15 protein-coding genes, 1 tRNA gene and 1 pseudogene are annotated in these 13,236 nt (G+C 74.2%); 9 read left to right on the top strand and 8 right to left on the bottom strand.

From position 1 onward, the window contains the following. Nucleotides 1-54: 54 nt before the first annotated feature. Nucleotides 55-128: transfer RNA gene (locus tag ABZ719_RS24500), tRNA-Met, on the bottom strand. Nucleotides 129-203: 75 nt separating this feature from the next. Then, the gene (locus ABZ719_RS24495) at nt 204-1,520 is read right to left on the bottom strand and encodes a phosphatase PAP2 family protein (RefSeq protein WP_366727369.1); all 1,317 of its coding nucleotides are present in this window, start codon (nt 1,518-1,520) and stop codon (nt 204-206) included. A gap of 411 nt (nt 1,521-1,931) precedes the next feature. Here ABZ719_RS24495 and ABZ719_RS24490 point away from each other — a divergent pair, with 411 nt between their 5' ends. After that, entirely contained in the window at nt 1,932-2,159 is a 228-nt protein-coding gene (locus ABZ719_RS24490; RefSeq protein ID WP_366727324.1) for a DUF5133 domain-containing protein, read from the top strand. 120 nt (nt 2,160-2,279) lie between these two features. Here ABZ719_RS24490 and ABZ719_RS24485 read toward each other — a convergent pair whose 3' ends face one another. Then, a complete protein-coding gene (locus ABZ719_RS24485; RefSeq protein WP_366727323.1) occupies nt 2,280-3,338 on the bottom strand; it encodes an amidohydrolase family protein in 1,059 nt (352 codons plus the stop codon). Nucleotides 3,339-3,515: 177 nt separating this feature from the next. On the opposite strand from ABZ719_RS24485, the gene ABZ719_RS24480 reads away from it, so the two are divergent. Next, nucleotides 3,516-4,520, top strand: a complete 1,005-nt coding sequence (locus ABZ719_RS24480; protein WP_366727322.1) for an AsnC family transcriptional regulator — start codon at nt 3,516-3,518, stop codon at nt 4,518-4,520. A gap of 350 nt (nt 4,521-4,870) precedes the next feature. On the opposite strand, the gene ABZ719_RS24475 is transcribed toward ABZ719_RS24480, so the two are convergent. After that, a complete protein-coding gene (locus ABZ719_RS24475; RefSeq protein WP_366727321.1) occupies nt 4,871-5,455 on the bottom strand; it encodes an XRE family transcriptional regulator in 585 nt (194 codons plus the stop codon). Nucleotides 5,456-5,572: 117 nt separating this feature from the next. Here ABZ719_RS24475 and ABZ719_RS24470 point away from each other — a divergent pair, with 117 nt between their 5' ends. Both ABZ719_RS24470 and ABZ719_RS24465 read left to right on the top strand, forming a co-directional pair. Further along, the gene (locus ABZ719_RS24470; RefSeq protein ID WP_366727320.1) at nt 5,573-6,409 is read left to right on the top strand and encodes a DMT family transporter; all 837 of its coding nucleotides are present in this window, start codon (nt 5,573-5,575) and stop codon (nt 6,407-6,409) included. 58 nt (nt 6,410-6,467) lie between these two features. Next, a complete protein-coding gene (locus tag ABZ719_RS24465) occupies nt 6,468-7,115 on the top strand; it encodes an FMN-binding negative transcriptional regulator (protein WP_366727319.1) in 648 nt (215 codons plus the stop codon). Between the two features lie 206 nt (nt 7,116-7,321). On the opposite strand, the gene ABZ719_RS24460 is transcribed toward ABZ719_RS24465, so the two are convergent. Together ABZ719_RS24460 and ABZ719_RS24455 are read right to left on the bottom strand one after the other, a co-directional pair. After that, on the bottom strand, nt 7,322-7,975 hold the full coding sequence (locus ABZ719_RS24460; protein WP_366727318.1) for an ATP-dependent endonuclease: 654 nt from the start codon (nt 7,973-7,975) through the stop codon (nt 7,322-7,324). Between the two features lie 67 nt (nt 7,976-8,042). Continuing rightward, a pseudogene (locus tag ABZ719_RS24455) lies at nt 8,043-8,306 on the bottom strand (HxlR family transcriptional regulator); the annotation flags it as partial. Between the two features lie 38 nt (nt 8,307-8,344). On the opposite strand from ABZ719_RS24455, the gene ABZ719_RS24450 reads away from it, so the two are divergent. Genes ABZ719_RS24450 through ABZ719_RS24440 form a run of 3 tightly spaced genes read left to right on the top strand, consistent with a single transcriptional unit; the run spans nt 8,345 to nt 9,151 of the window. Beyond that, nucleotides 8,345-8,818: an MFS transporter gene (locus ABZ719_RS24450; RefSeq protein ID WP_366727317.1), complete on the top strand. Its 474-nt coding sequence runs from the start codon at nt 8,345-8,347 to the stop codon at nt 8,816-8,818. Then, nucleotides 8,781-9,011, top strand: a complete 231-nt coding sequence (locus ABZ719_RS24445) for a hypothetical protein (RefSeq protein WP_366727316.1) — start codon at nt 8,781-8,783, stop codon at nt 9,009-9,011. Before ABZ719_RS24450 ends, ABZ719_RS24445 begins: the two co-directional genes overlap by 38 nt. After that, a complete protein-coding gene (locus tag ABZ719_RS24440) occupies nt 9,008-9,151 on the top strand; it encodes a hypothetical protein (RefSeq protein WP_366727315.1) in 144 nt (47 codons plus the stop codon). Before ABZ719_RS24445 ends, ABZ719_RS24440 begins: the two co-directional genes overlap by 4 nt. Before the next feature lie 362 nt (nt 9,152-9,513). Here the strand turns inward: ABZ719_RS24440 and ABZ719_RS24435 are convergent, their stop codons facing one another. Then, complete coding sequence (locus ABZ719_RS24435) at nt 9,514-10,563, bottom strand: aldo/keto reductase (protein WP_366727314.1); 1,050 nt, start codon at nt 10,561-10,563, stop codon at nt 9,514-9,516. A 146-nt stretch (nt 10,564-10,709) separates the two neighbouring features. On the opposite strand from ABZ719_RS24435, the gene ABZ719_RS24430 reads away from it, so the two are divergent. Both ABZ719_RS24430 and ABZ719_RS24425 read left to right on the top strand, forming a co-directional pair. Further along, nucleotides 10,710-11,306 (top strand): helix-turn-helix domain-containing protein, encoded by a 597-nt coding sequence (locus ABZ719_RS24430; RefSeq protein ID WP_366727313.1) that lies wholly within the window; start codon nt 10,710-10,712, stop codon nt 11,304-11,306. A 305-nt stretch (nt 11,307-11,611) separates the two neighbouring features. After that, nucleotides 11,612-11,803: a hypothetical protein gene (locus ABZ719_RS24425; protein WP_366727312.1), complete on the top strand. Its 192-nt coding sequence runs from the start codon at nt 11,612-11,614 to the stop codon at nt 11,801-11,803. A gap of 90 nt (nt 11,804-11,893) precedes the next feature. On the opposite strand, the gene ABZ719_RS24420 is transcribed toward ABZ719_RS24425, so the two are convergent. Continuing rightward, nucleotides 11,894-12,814, bottom strand: coding sequence for a CAP domain-containing protein (locus ABZ719_RS24420; protein ID WP_366727311.1), 921 nt, complete (start codon nt 12,812-12,814; stop codon nt 11,894-11,896). Between the last annotated feature and the right edge of the window lie 422 nt (nt 12,815-13,236).

Raw genomic sequence — 13,236 nt, 5'->3', positions numbered from 1 at the left:
AGGCGCGCAGAAAAACAGTGAAGGCCCGGCGGAAACCGGGCCTTCACTTTCTCGTAGCGGGGACAGGATTTGAACCTGCGACCTCTGGGTTATGAGCCCAGCGAGCTACCGAGCTGCTCCACCCCGCGTCGACACCGTGAACTGTACGGCATCGGCCCGCCCAGGGCGAACCGGCTCCGTTTCACGGTCCGGAACGCTCCGGTTCAGGCCGGTTCGGGCTGCGGTTCGGCGGCCTGGGAGTCAGGGGAGTCGTGCTGGGCCGAGCGCGGTCCCGGCAGCGGAGCCGGCACCGGCTGCGCGTCCCACCGCCTGGTGGTCCGCACGTAGAAGAAGATCACCGACCCCATTGCCACGATGAGGAGCGGGCCGAACAGCCACGGGAGATCGGCCATCTGCCGCGGCAGCCAGCGGTACGCCACCAGGAGCGCGGTGAAGACCGTGGCGCCGTAGACGACGAACCGGACACCCGAGCGGTCCCAGCCGCGTGCGAACGCGCGCATCGCCGCCTCGACCGTGAGCGCGAACACCACCCCGGCGACGAGGTCCGAGCCGTAGTGGTAGCCGAAGCCCAGCGTCGCGGTGAGGGTGGCGACCAGCCAGAACGCGCCCGCGAAGCGCATCGCCCGCGAGCCCTTGCGGGAATGGATGAAGAGCGTCATCGCCCAGGCCGTGTGCAGACTGGGCATGCAGTTGCGGGGGGTGATCTCGTCGAACGGGATCGCGTGCGGGACGCCGATCGGCGGCATGGTGTGGGGCCACAGATCGGCCGTCGCCCAGTGACCCCCGTCGGCGCCGTAGGCGAAGACCGGGCCGACGACCGGGAAGATCATGTAGACGGCCGGCCCCAGCAGGCCGATGACCAGGAAGGTCCGCACCAGGTGATGGGCCGGGAAGCGGCGCTCGGCGGCCACATGACGCAGCTGGTACAGCCCCACGAGGGCCGCCGCGAGGGGGAGCTGGCCGTACACGAGGTGGAGACCGTGGGAGCCGACCGGCCCGCTGGCCTCGACGAGCCGCCCCACCAGCCACGACGGGTTGCCCAGCGCGTGGTCGGCGGTCGCCACGTACTGGTCGAGCACCTGCGGGCGGGTCTTCGACGTGATCAGCAGCCAGGTGTCGCCGGTCTTGTGGCCGGCGACGAGCAGCAGCGCCAATCCCACGCCCTTCAGGAGCAGCGCGCGCTCCTGGCCCGAACGGCGGGTGACGGCGAGGACCGCGCAGCCGAGCACCACCCACAGGGCGCCGTTGCCGAAGCTCAACTGGGCTCCGGCCAGCCACCGCACCAGGAGGAAGACGAGGTCGACACCGATCGCCGCGCCGGCCGCGATGAGCCGTTGACGCCAGGTGAGCACCACCATGAGCAGCGCCAGGCCGGCGTACAGCAGCGGGCCGGAACTGGGAGCGAAGATCACCTCCCGTGCCTGGTTGGTGAGGGGGCCCGGCAGGCCGTAGTGGCGCGCGGCGAACTCCAGTGCCACGAGGAACCCGAGGACCACCACGCCCGCCGCGGCCCCCAGCAGCACCCGGGGCTGACGCCACGCCGCGGACGCGGGGTCAGCGTCCGTCCGTGGGGATATTCGTGTCGATGTGTTCTTCAATTGTTTGGCCCATTTGGTAGACGGTGGTCAAAGGTCTCGCTCATCGTGCTGCTCGGTACGCTTCTCCGGTGAAGAACGGGCGATCGGGGCGATCGTCGCGAGTTCGAACATGCTAACGGCAGGTGTGCGCCGGGTCCGCCGGTCCCGCGGAGGACGCGGGCTCGCCGGTCACGGAGGGTGCGGGGTGATGCCCTCCCGTCCCCGGCACGGTCCGGTGAGGGCGGAGGACGGCCGCCGAACACGGGGGAGACGGAGGGGAATGGGGGCCCGAGGGCCGGGGCACACGGGTCGTCGTATCACCCCTGTGGACCACCGCGACGAGGGAGACTCCCGATGCTCATGGCACACCCCACCGTGCTCCGGAACCTGATCGAGCAGTACGACACGCTGCGGATCCTGCACGCCGAGGACGGCAGCCCGGAGGTGCGCCGGCGGATGGAGGACATCGCCTACACGCTGTGCGTGTCCACCGGGACCCGGGACATCGACGCGGCCCTCATCGCGGCCCGCCACCAGCTTCCCGGCGCTCGCCCGCAGGACGACTCCCTGGTGTCCGCGTAAGGCCGGCCTTCTCAGGCCGTCCGCCCGGGCGGGCCGGAACGGGTCGGGGTGTGGGGGCCGGGCCGCACGGCCACCCGCCGGGGCCGCCCGTCGCCCGCCCCCCTGCGGGCGGCGCCCACGTCACCCGCGCCGCGTGCCCGCCTGCTGGACGCCGGACACCGAGTGAACCTGTGCGTGGGCGCCGGACACCGAGGGAGCCGGTGCGAGGCCGTAGAGCTTCTCGGCGTTGGTGTGGGCGATCTTGGCTTGGTCCTCCGGGGGCAGCGCGGCCAGGAAGCCGGAGACCGCGGCGGCGTCGATCCGGTGGAACGGGTAGTCCCCGGACAGCAGGACGCGGTCCGTGCTCGTGTGCTCCAGTGCGTGGCGCAGCAGCCGCGGGCTCAGCATGCCGCTGGTCGCGATGTGGATGTTCGTCGTGAAGTACTCGGCGACCCGCTGCCGCAGACCGGGCGCGAGCCCGGAGAGCCGGTCGGCCCGGTCGAGCCAGAACAGGAGCAGTTCGCCCCAGTGCCCCAGGACCACCTGCAGGTCCGGGTGACGGTCGAAGGTGCCGCGCAGGACGAGCCGGAGCGCCGCCAGTCCGGCCTCGACGTGCCACCCCCAGCCGAAGGTGGCGAGGCCCAGGCTCAGGTCCGGGGCGAAGCCGCCGTACGACGCCTCGCGGACGGCGTCCGGGGGGATCTGCGGGTGGAGGAAGACCGGCCGGCGCAGCTCGGCGGCGGTGGCGAGCACCTCGTCGTAGGCCGGGTCGTCCAACGGGCGGTCGCCGCAGCGCCCGTAGGACATGATCCCCACGTGGCCGGGCAGGTCCGCGGTGCGCCGCAGCTCCGCCAGCGCCGCGTCCGGGTCCGACATCGGCAGGGTCGTCATCGCCCTCAGCCGGTCCGGGTGGCGCCGGACGGCCTCGCCGGCGCGGTCGTTGGCGGCGCCGCTCAGCGCCACCGCCTCGCCGACGGGGAGACCGTGGGTGCCCGGAGGGGCGAGCGCGAGGACCTGGACGTCGACGCCGGCCGCGTCCATCGCCTCCACCCGTCCGGCGCCGATGTCGAGCAGACGCGCCGGGACGTCCCCCCGGTCGTTCAGCGCCACGCTCTCGTCCCGCGCTCCTACGGGCCGCTCGCGCAGCGCCCGGTCGAGTTCGGGGGTGGTCCAGTGTTCTTCGATGGCGATGACTCTCATGACACTCCTGCACACCGCTGAGGGCGTCACGACCGTCGCGTCGTGCCGCTGTCCGTCGTACGGCTGCAAGCCTCGGCCACGCGCGGCGCGTGACCGCCCGGAAACGGCGCGGTCTGTAGTCTTGCCGCCATGACGCACCCGGGCATCGCGGATTCCGTCACTCTGGAGCCGGATGACGTGCGAATCCTTCGCGCGCTCCAGGTCGATCCCCGTGTTCCGTTCGCGACCGTCGCGACGGTCCTGGGGCTGTCCGAGCCGACCGTCGCCCGCCGCTACCGCCGCATGCGGCGCGCCGGGGTGGTCCGGGTCGTCGGGGTGGTCGACCCGGGAGCGCTCGGGCAGAGCCGGTGGATGGTGCGCCTGCGCTGCCGGCCCGGCAGCGCCGCCGCCATCGCCGAAGCGCTCGCGCGGCGCGACGACATCGGCTGGGTCGCCCTGGGTGCCGCCGGATCCGAGATCACCTGCGCGGTGCGCTCGCGGTCGCGGGAGCAGCGCGACGATCTCCTCGGCCGCCGGCTCCCGCGTACCGCCGCCGTGCTCGACCTGCAGGCCTCGGTGGTCCTGCGTCAGTTCATCGGCGGGCGGGGGCACTACTGGGCCGCGCTCGCCGGGACGCTGACCCCGCAGGAGGAGGCGGCCCTCGGGGGCGGCGGCACACCGTTCACCGAACAGCCGGTGGTGCGTGAGCGGTCCGCGCGGCCGAGCGCCGAGGACGAGGAACTGCTCGCTGCCCTCGCCGCCGACGGACGGGCCACCCTCGTCGACCTCGCGGCCGCGGCCGGTCTCACCCCGGGCCGCGCGTCCCGGCGTCTGCAGGCACTGCTCGACGCCCAAGTGGCCTACATCGACGTGGAGATCGCGCCGCAGGCGCTGGGCTTCCGGGCCCGGGCGAACCTGTGGATGCGGGTCCACCCGGCCAGGATCAAGGACGTCGGACGGGCGATGGCGCGGATGCCCGAGGTGGCGTTCGCCGCGGCGCTGTCCGGACCGCACAACCTCCAGGCCGCCGTCCACTGCCACGACCTCGACGCCCTCTTCGAGTTCACCAGCGACCGCGTCGGAACCCTCCCCGGCGTCGAGGCGCTGGAGATCAGCCCGGTCTTCCGCCAGGTCAAGCAGGCCGGGACCCGGGTGGACGGCGACCGGCTGAGCGAGCCGCCGAGCGACCGCGTCGCCCGCTGAGACGGGCGGGGCGCGCACCGGCGGACGGCCGGGGCGGCGGGCCCCGGCGGACGGTGCGGCCACCGCCGGCGTGAACGGCCGGACCGGTCCCTCTGCCCGGCCGTCGTCGTCCGCGTGCCCGGCCGTCGAGGCCGCCGGGCTCCGTGCGGGCATCGAACTGCTCCACCACCGCCCCCAGGCCGACAAGAGCGGCTGACGCCGTTTCCGGCCCGGGGGTACGACGGGCCGCCGTCCGCCGGTACTGCTTCCTGACCGGGAGCACGTTGGGCTCGCCGCTCGCCGGCACCGCTTCCCGCCCGGGGTCCGGGCCGGCCGCCCGAGCCCCTGCGCCCTCCTCCCGGTGGCGGGCGTCAGGCCGCGGCGCCGGGGCCCGGCGGCAGGTGCACTGTCATGATCAGACGGCAGGTCCCGGTGCCCGCACCGCGGTAGGTGTGGGACGTGTCGCCGTCGAAGGTGGCGGTCTGGCCTGCTTCCACGGTGTGCTCGGTGCCGTCGACGACCAGTGTCATCCGGCCGGAGGTGACGCTGACGGTCTCCACGACACCGGCCTGGTGCGGGTGGCTGGGGTACTCCTCGCCCGGCTCCAGCCGCCAGCGCCAGACCTCGACCGGGGCGGGCCCCGAGGTGGTCAGCATGAGCCGTGCCTCGCCACCGTGCGGTCCGTTCCACAGCGGCGTGAGCGCGTCGGCGGCCACGACGCGGACGCGGCCCTCGGCCCGGCCCTCCAGCAGGGCCGAGACGGAGACGCCCATGGTGTCGGCCAGCCTCACCAGCGTGGCGAAGTTCGGGTTCCCCTGCGCCTTCTCCAGTGCCACCAGAGCGCCCTTGCTGACCTGTGCGCGCCGGCCCAGCTCGTCCAGGGACAGCCCCGCGCGCGTACGGGCCGCACGGACGTTGTGAGCGAGCGTCCGCAGCGCCGCCTCGGTCTCCGCCATCCGGTCCTCTCCTCAGTCGGTTGATCAATGCAATGTACCGCGCGGTCGTTCAGTTGACACGGAACGGTCGGTTTGTTGTACGGTTTGGTCGTTCCATCGACAGTAAAGGAGGTAACCGTGATGGCACTGCTGCTGGCCCTGGGCAGCTCCCTCGCCTACGGCTGCGCCGACTTCCTCGGCGGCCTCGGTGCCCGCAAGGCCCACGTCCTGCGGACCGTCATGGTCGCCGCCCCCGCCAGCCTCACGGTCGAACTGCTGCTGTGGCCCGGCCTCGGCGCCTCCTTCGAGCCCGGCGCCCTCGGCTGGGGGGCCGCGTCCGGCGTCGCCTCGGCCGCCGCGTTCGCCCTGCTCTACAAGACCCTGGCCATCGGCCCGATGAACGTGCTCTCGCCCGTCACCGCGCTGGTCTCGGCCGTGCTGCCCGTCGCCGTGGGACTGCTCCAGGGTGAACACCTCTCCGTCGCCGCACTGGTGGGGCTGCCGCTCGCACTCGCCGCGGTCGTGCTGGTCAGCGCCGGACACGGCGCGGGCGCCGCACGGCCCGCGCGGACGGCGCTGCTGCTGGCGTTCGGGGCGGGTGCCGCCATCGCCCTCCAGCTGGTCTGCCTGCACCAGGCGCCGTCCGGCAGCGGTGTGGCCCCGCTGGTCATCGGCAGGGCTGTCTCCTCGGCCGTCACCCTGACCGCGGCCGGGATGCTGCGCCGCAGGCTGGGGCCGGAGAAGCCCGCCTACGCGATCTCGGCGGCCGCGGGCGTGCTGGACTCGGTGGCGAACCTGCTGTTCCTGCTCGCGGTCCGCAGCGGGGACCTCACCGTCGTCGCCGTGATCACCGCTCTGTACCCGGCGGGCACGGTCCTGCTCGCGCGCGGCGTCCTCGCCGAACGCATCCACCGCGGCCAGCTCGTCGGCCTGGGGACGGCCGCCGTGGCTGTGAGCCTCCTCGCCCTCACCTGAACCACCCCACCCCCGACCGCGCACCGGCCGCGACCGCATCCACGCCGAGGAGAACCGCATGTTCATCCAGCCCTGGGACGCCGCCCTGGACGACGCCGAGTGGCAGACCTGGATCGCCGACGGCCACGACTTCGGCCAGCTCGCCGTCAACGGCCCGCCCGGCCGGCCGCCCGTCGTCGTCCCGACCCACTTCACCACCGACGGGGACCATCTGCTGATCCACCTCGCCCGGCCGAACCCGGTCTGGGCGGCGATCGAGCACGATCCGGAGGTCACCTTCACCGTCATCGGTGACTACGCCTTCGTTCCCGGCCCCTGGCGGGCCAAGCCCGGCACACCGCCCACCGAGGGCGTCCCCACCAGCTACTACGCCGCCGTCCAGTTCACCTGCCGAGCCCGCATCGTCGACGACCCCGAGGCCAAGGCCGCGCTGCTGCGCCGGCAGATGGCGCACTTCCAGCCCGAGGGGGACCACGCACCCGTCGAGGCGGGCCGCGCACCCTACGGCCGCCTGCTCCCCGCAATCCGCGGCCTGCGCCTGGAGGTCGGCGAGGTGCGGGCCAAGTTCAAGTACGACGACCACAAACCCGTCGAGCACCGCACCGCCGTCGCGGGCCGGCTCACCGAACGCGGCCGGGGCCTCGACGTACCCGCCGCCCGCGGGCAACTGCGCCGCCTGGACCGCATGGGTCCCTGGAAGCCCTGATCGCCTGCCCGGCCCTGACCGCTTCCCGGGGCCTGACCGTTTCTCGTGGGGCCGGGCGGCCGGGGGTGTGCCTTCTCCGGGGCCGGGGGACGGGGACACGCCTTCTCCCGGGGTCCCGGGGACGGGGGCGCGTCGGCGTGGCCCGGCACGGACGGTGGAGCCGGGGTCACCTGCCGCTGAGACCGAGAGCGTGGCCGTGGCCGGGTTCAGAGCTGGGTGAGGAGGCGTTCCAGGGGCCGGGGCACGCGCCCCGGGGGCAGGTGCTCGACCAGGGCACGCGCGTAGCGGGCCTTGCGGCCGCTGTGCGTGCCCATGAACCGCCGCAGCTGGTGCTCCACGGGCCGGTCCCGCTGCGCGGGCTGCCCCCGGAAGGTACGGAAGGGCCGTGTCTCGCCCTGCGCCTCGATCACCCGCTGCGCCCCCTCGGCCCCGAGAGCGCGGATCAGCTCGTCCTCCAGGTCGGCGACGCACACGTGGAAGCCGAGCGCCTCCAGCCCGGCGCGCGAGGGTGCGGGGGCGAGCCCCACCCGCTCCAGATGGCGCCGGAAGTGCCGCTCCTCGCCGATGTCGCAGAGGCCGGCCAGTGGCAGGCCGAGCCCCGGAGGACCGCACACGTCCAGGAAGCGCCCGATGTTGGTGGCGCCCCCGAGCGGAACCACCGCGACGCCCTCCGCGCCCAGATCACGGCCGTGGCGCGCGGCCAGCGCGTCGAGCGCCGACCGGTCACTGCTGCCCTCGACGAGCACGACCGTCCGCACGCCGGGAGCCAGCTCCCGCGCAGCCGCGGCTGCCGCGTCCGCCCCCGCCCCGCCGGCCGCCCATGCGACCGCCGCCCGACCGAACCGCCCCGACTCGTCCACGAGACCTCGCTTCCCGCCGCCATCCTGGCACCGGGGAAATCCCGTACGCACGCGAGTTTCCGGGCCCTCATGCCCCCGTCCGCGAGTCGACCAGCGCCAGGGCGTCCTCGACGGAACCCGCCGGGTCCTCGAGCGGGTGCAGCACGCCGCGCACCGTGCGGGACGCGTCGAGGACGAGGGTGAGCCGCTTGAGGCGGTCCACGCCCGCCGCGCGGAAGGTGGGCAGCCGCAGCGCCGCGGCCAGTTGCAGATCGGCGTCGGACAGCAGCGGGAAGGCGATCCGCTCGTGCTCCGCGAAGGCGGCCAGCTGGTCGGGGCGCTGCGTGCTGACTGGTCGACGCGGTCAGCTACCTGCTGTCGGCGGCCCTCATGGCCACCCTGCCGCAGGTCGCGCACCCCGCCCAGGAGGGACCGCGCCGGGGCGTCGGCGAGATGATCCGCGAGGGCTGGCGCTACGTCGTCCGGCACCCCGTCATCGGCCCCTGCGCGGCGGACGCGACCGCCGTCAACTTCGTCTGCGGCGGCCTGATGGCGCTCACCCCGGTCTTCCTGGCCGGCACGCTGGACGCCCCGCCCGCCCTGGTCGGTGCGCTCATCGCGACCGAGGGCCTGGGCACCCTGGTGGGCGCGGCCCTGACGCCCCGGATCGTGGCACGCCTCGGCAGCGGCCGGGCGCTGCGCCGGGCCGCGGTGGCCGCACCGTGCTTCGCGGCGCTGCTGGCCGCTGGCCGGACACTCGGCGGCACTCGGTCTCTTCGCCCTGGGCAACGCCGGCTTCGCCGGGTCCGTGGTGGTGACGAGCATCGTGACCCGGACCTACCGGCAGACCGCCACACCCCCTGAGCTGCTGCCGCGCGTGATGGCCACGGTCCGCTTCATCTCCTGGGGCGCGGTCCCCTTCGGCGCCCTGACCGCGGGAGGCGCCGCCGCCCTGTGGGGCAACCGCGCCTCCCTCGCGCTCATGGCCGTGCTCTGCACGGTCAGCCCGGTGGTCCTGCTGGCGAGCCCGGTCCGCCGGATGCGCGACCTCGCGTGACCGCGACCACGACCTGCTGGCTCGCCGTCCCCGTCGACCGCCCCTGGCGCGCGGAACTCGCCCTGGTCCGGCCCGTGTTGCTCCGTCCGATCACCGACGTGCTGTTCGCCTCGCACACCGGAGGCCCGGTGCCGAGGTGACCGTCGTCGACGACGGCATCGACGTCACCGAGACCGGCCAGGTCGTCTTGGACGCTCGCCGTCGTCGGCCATCCGGACACGGGCCACCCGCCTTTCCGCGGGCCCCCGGCATCCCGGTGGTCCGCCACCTCACCCCCCGAGGAGGTCCGCGCCGCCCAGGGCGGCAAGTCGGTCACGGACCGCCCGCTGCCGGAGAACCTCCGCGGCGCCACCGCCTCTTTCCGCACGTCGTACCCCCGCGGACTGCAAGAGCACGTGCTGGAGAACTGGACGGGCTACGGCTACGGCGCCTGACCTGCCGTCCGTGCGGGGCCGTGCCGGACCCGGCGGGAGGCGGGACGAAGCGGGCGGACCCGCGTGGCTCACCGGGCGGCGGCGCGGCGGCGGCGTGCCGGGTCGGCCAGGACGGCCGCGTGGTAGCCCGTGTCCTCGGGGTTGAGGTCGGTGCCAGGAGCCACGATGCGGTCGACGCGGTCGAGTACGGCGGGGTCCAGGACGATGTCCGCCGCGCTGAGATGGTCCCGCAGGTGCGCGGCGGTACGGGGCCCGATGACCGCCGCGGTGACCGCCGGGTGCGTGGTGACGAACGCCAGCGCCAGCTGGATCAGCGTCAGGCCCGCCTCCTCGGCCGTACGGGCGAGTTCGGTGGCGGCGTCCAGCTTGGCCTGGTTGCCCGGCACGTCCAGGTCGTAGTGGGAGAGCGTGGTGCGGAAGGGCATGGTCCGGGTGCGGTGGCTGGACGGGCCGGCCGCGTCGCGGCGCCAGCGGCCGGACAGCCACCCCCCGGCCAGCGGACTCCAGGCCAGCACGCCCATCCGGTACGTCTCGCAGGTGGGCAGCACCTCCGCCTCCACACCCCGGGCCAGGAGGGAGTACGGCGGCTGTTCGCACACGAAGCGTTCGCGTCCGCGCCGCTCGGCGGTCCACTGCGCCTGGACGATCGCCGAGGGCGCGAACGTCGAGGACCCCGCGTAGCGGATCTTGCCCGCGCGGACGAGATCGGAGAGCGCGCCCAGGGTCTCGTCGACGTCGGTCGCCGGATCGGGCCGGTGCACCTGGTACAGGTCGATGTGATCGGTGCCCAGCCGGCGCAGACTCTCCTCGCAGGCCTGCGTGATCCAGCGCCGCGAGGCGCCGCGCCTGCCCGGACCGGGGCCCATCGGACTGGACACCTTGGTCGCCAGGACGACCTCGTCGCGCCGTCCGGCGATCGCCTTCCCGACGATGACCTCGGACTCGCCGTCCCCGTACACGTCGGCGGTGTCGATGATGTTGACGCCCGCGTCGAGCGCCGTGCGGATGATGCCGACCGAGTCGTCGTGATCGGGGTTCCCCCACTTCCCGAACATCATCGCGCCCAGGCAGAGCGAGCTGACCTGGACTCCTGTACTGCCCAGCGTGCGGTACCGCATGACGTGGGTGCCCCTTTCCGTGGTCGCGGGGGTGCGACGGGCCGACGGCGGCGGTCTGCTACCGTCGACACAAGCGGAGCCGACTCCGCTTGGTCGTCACCGTAAGCGGAGTCGGCTCCGGAAAGCAACCCGAGAGGAAGAACCGCATGCCTGATCCGTCCGGCCGTCCCGTCCGGGCCGACGCGCGGGCCAACGAGGACAAGTTGCTCGCCGCCGCGGCCCTGGCGTTCGCGCGGGACGGCGCCGCCGCGACCCTGAAGCAGATCGCCAAGGACGCGGGTGTGGGGATCGGCACCCTCTACCGGCGCTTCCCGACCCGTGAGCGGCTCGTCGACGCCACCTACCGCTACGAGACGGCCCGGCTGTGCGCCCGGACCTCGCCGCTCCTGCGCGACCTGCCGGCCGACCGGGCCCTGCGGGCATGGATGTCGGAGGTGTTGGACTACCTGGCCGCCAAGCACGGCATGGCGGACACGCTCAAGACACTCCTGCGGGACGACGAACAGCTGGGTTCGCAGACGCGCGCGCAACTGACGGACGCCGTCGAGGAGTTCCGCCTCGCCGCAGTCGGCCGGGGAGCGGTCCGCGAGGACGTGGCCGCCTCCGACATCCTCATGGCCCTGGCCGGTGTCACCCTCGCGGCCGGGGACGTCCACCAGCGCGTACAGGCCGAGCGGCTGCTCGACCTGCTCATGGACGGCATCACCCGCCCCGACCGGTGGCGCGCGGGGGCCGGCTTCTGACGGACGTCGCATCCACGGTAGGCGCCCGCCCCACCGGCCTGCCGCCCCCGGGGTCCATCGCCCCACCGGCCTGCCGCCCCGGGGGGGCCCATCGCCCCGCCGCCCTCCCGACCCGGCGGGTGGTGGCCGGGTGGTGCGCGCCCGACGCGGCCGGAGCCTCAGCGCGTTCCCGGGCGCCGGCCCCTGCGGCGGCCCCGGGCGAACGTGAACCCGGCGAGGGCGGTCAGGAGGTTCGCGGCCACGGCGGTGACCGCCACGACCACGGCGGTGCCGCGGCCCCGGTGGGAGGCGGGGGCGGGAAGCGTGTGCCGACACTGACCGGGTTCAGCGTCGACCAGGTCGGCCACCGGGGGCAGTGGGTGGCGTCACCGGCGGTGCAAATCACCGACGGTGTCTTCGCGGGGAAGCTGCACGACCGGGGCAAGGACTGGAACTCCTCGGGCGCGACGGACGCGCATCACGCGGTCGACGCCGTGCGCGCCGAGTGCAGCGCCTGACCGCCGGGGGCGGGGCGCCCGGCCGGCCGGGCCGCGGCGGTCGCCCGGCCCGGCCCTCCCCGGCCCGCGAGGCCGGCGAACGGGCGTCGTTCAGCGGCTGGTCGCGAAGTCCTGCGTCCAGTACGCGCCGGGCTGGGCCAGGCCGACACCGATCTCCTTGAACGAACAGTTGAGGATGTTGGCCTTGTGGCCGGGGCTCGCCATCCAGGCCGCCATCACCTGTTCCGGGGTGGAGTACCCGTAGGCGACGTTCTCGCCGTACGTGCTCCAGGCGTAGCCCGCGGCGGTGAGGCGGTCGCCGGGGGCGGAGCCGTCGGAGCCGGTGTGCGACATGTTCTGGTGCGCCGCCATGTCCTCGCTGTGCGCCTGGGCGGCCGCGGCCAGCGTCGGGTCCGCGGTCAGCGCCGAGCAACCGGCCTTCGCCCGCTCGGCGTTGACGAGTTCCAGGACCTGGGCGGCGACAGCGGTGGGCGCCGACGTACCGGTCTGCGGGGCGGCCGAGGCGGCCGGGGGAGCAGCGGTGGGCGTGGTCGCGGACGTGGTGGCGGGCGACGGGGCGGCCGAGGAGGCCGTGGGGGCGGCGGAGGCCGCGGTGGGGGCCGGCGAGGCCGCGGTCGGGACCGCCGACGCGGTGTTCCTGTGCGGAGTGCCGAGGGAGAGGGGCTTGCCGGACCGTACCGCTGTCTTCCGCGGATGCGGTGAAGCGGTGTCCCTGGCGCTCCTGGGGCCGGACGGGGTCGCGGTGTGCCCGGAGTCACCGTCCTTGGGGGCGGTCGCGGTCGGCGTCGCCGCAGGAGTCGTCCCGCCGCCCCGCGTACCGCTCCCGGAGTCGTCCCACGCGCTGGGGTTCCACTGGACCTCGGCCGTCCTGTTCGCGACGTGCCGCGACGGGTGTGTTCCGCTGCCCGGCCAGCCGCAGGCCAGTGCGGCGGACGGGACGCCGACGGCTCCGGCGGCGACGGCGGCGATGGCTATTCGCCGGTACTGCTGATGCTTGCGATGCTTGCCCATGCGTGACCTCACTCGGTGGTCGCCGAGCGCCTTCGACCGGGCGGCTCTTCGGGAGTCCGCCCCTGAACTGCGGCGATGTCTTCGGGTCGTCATCTTGGGGTGACGGTGAGCGGCGACGCAAAGGTCTCGGCTACTACCCCGGCTCGTAGATCGACACGGTCCTTGCGGAGCCGAAGGGGAACATGCTGATCACGTCGTCCGGCCCGGTGCGCGCGCCTGGCCCGGCGTCAGGAGCCCCTCACCGACGGAAGGAGAAGGAGGAAGGCTGAGCGGTGGTCAGCGCGCCTGGTGACTGCACCGAACACCCGCCCCAAGCCGGACAAGTCCCCCATGTCACCAGAGCGTCCACTACTATCGCTGGGGCCTAGTAGCGGAATGCGTTGTGATCGATGTCACGAAGGGGTCGGCCGACCGCCGGGGCG

Source organism: Streptomyces sp. NPDC006743, assembly GCF_040703815.1.
In the GTDB taxonomy this organism is placed as follows: domain Bacteria; phylum Actinomycetota; class Actinomycetes; order Streptomycetales; family Streptomycetaceae; genus Streptomyces.
This window is presented reverse-complemented; position numbering and strand designations above follow the sequence as displayed.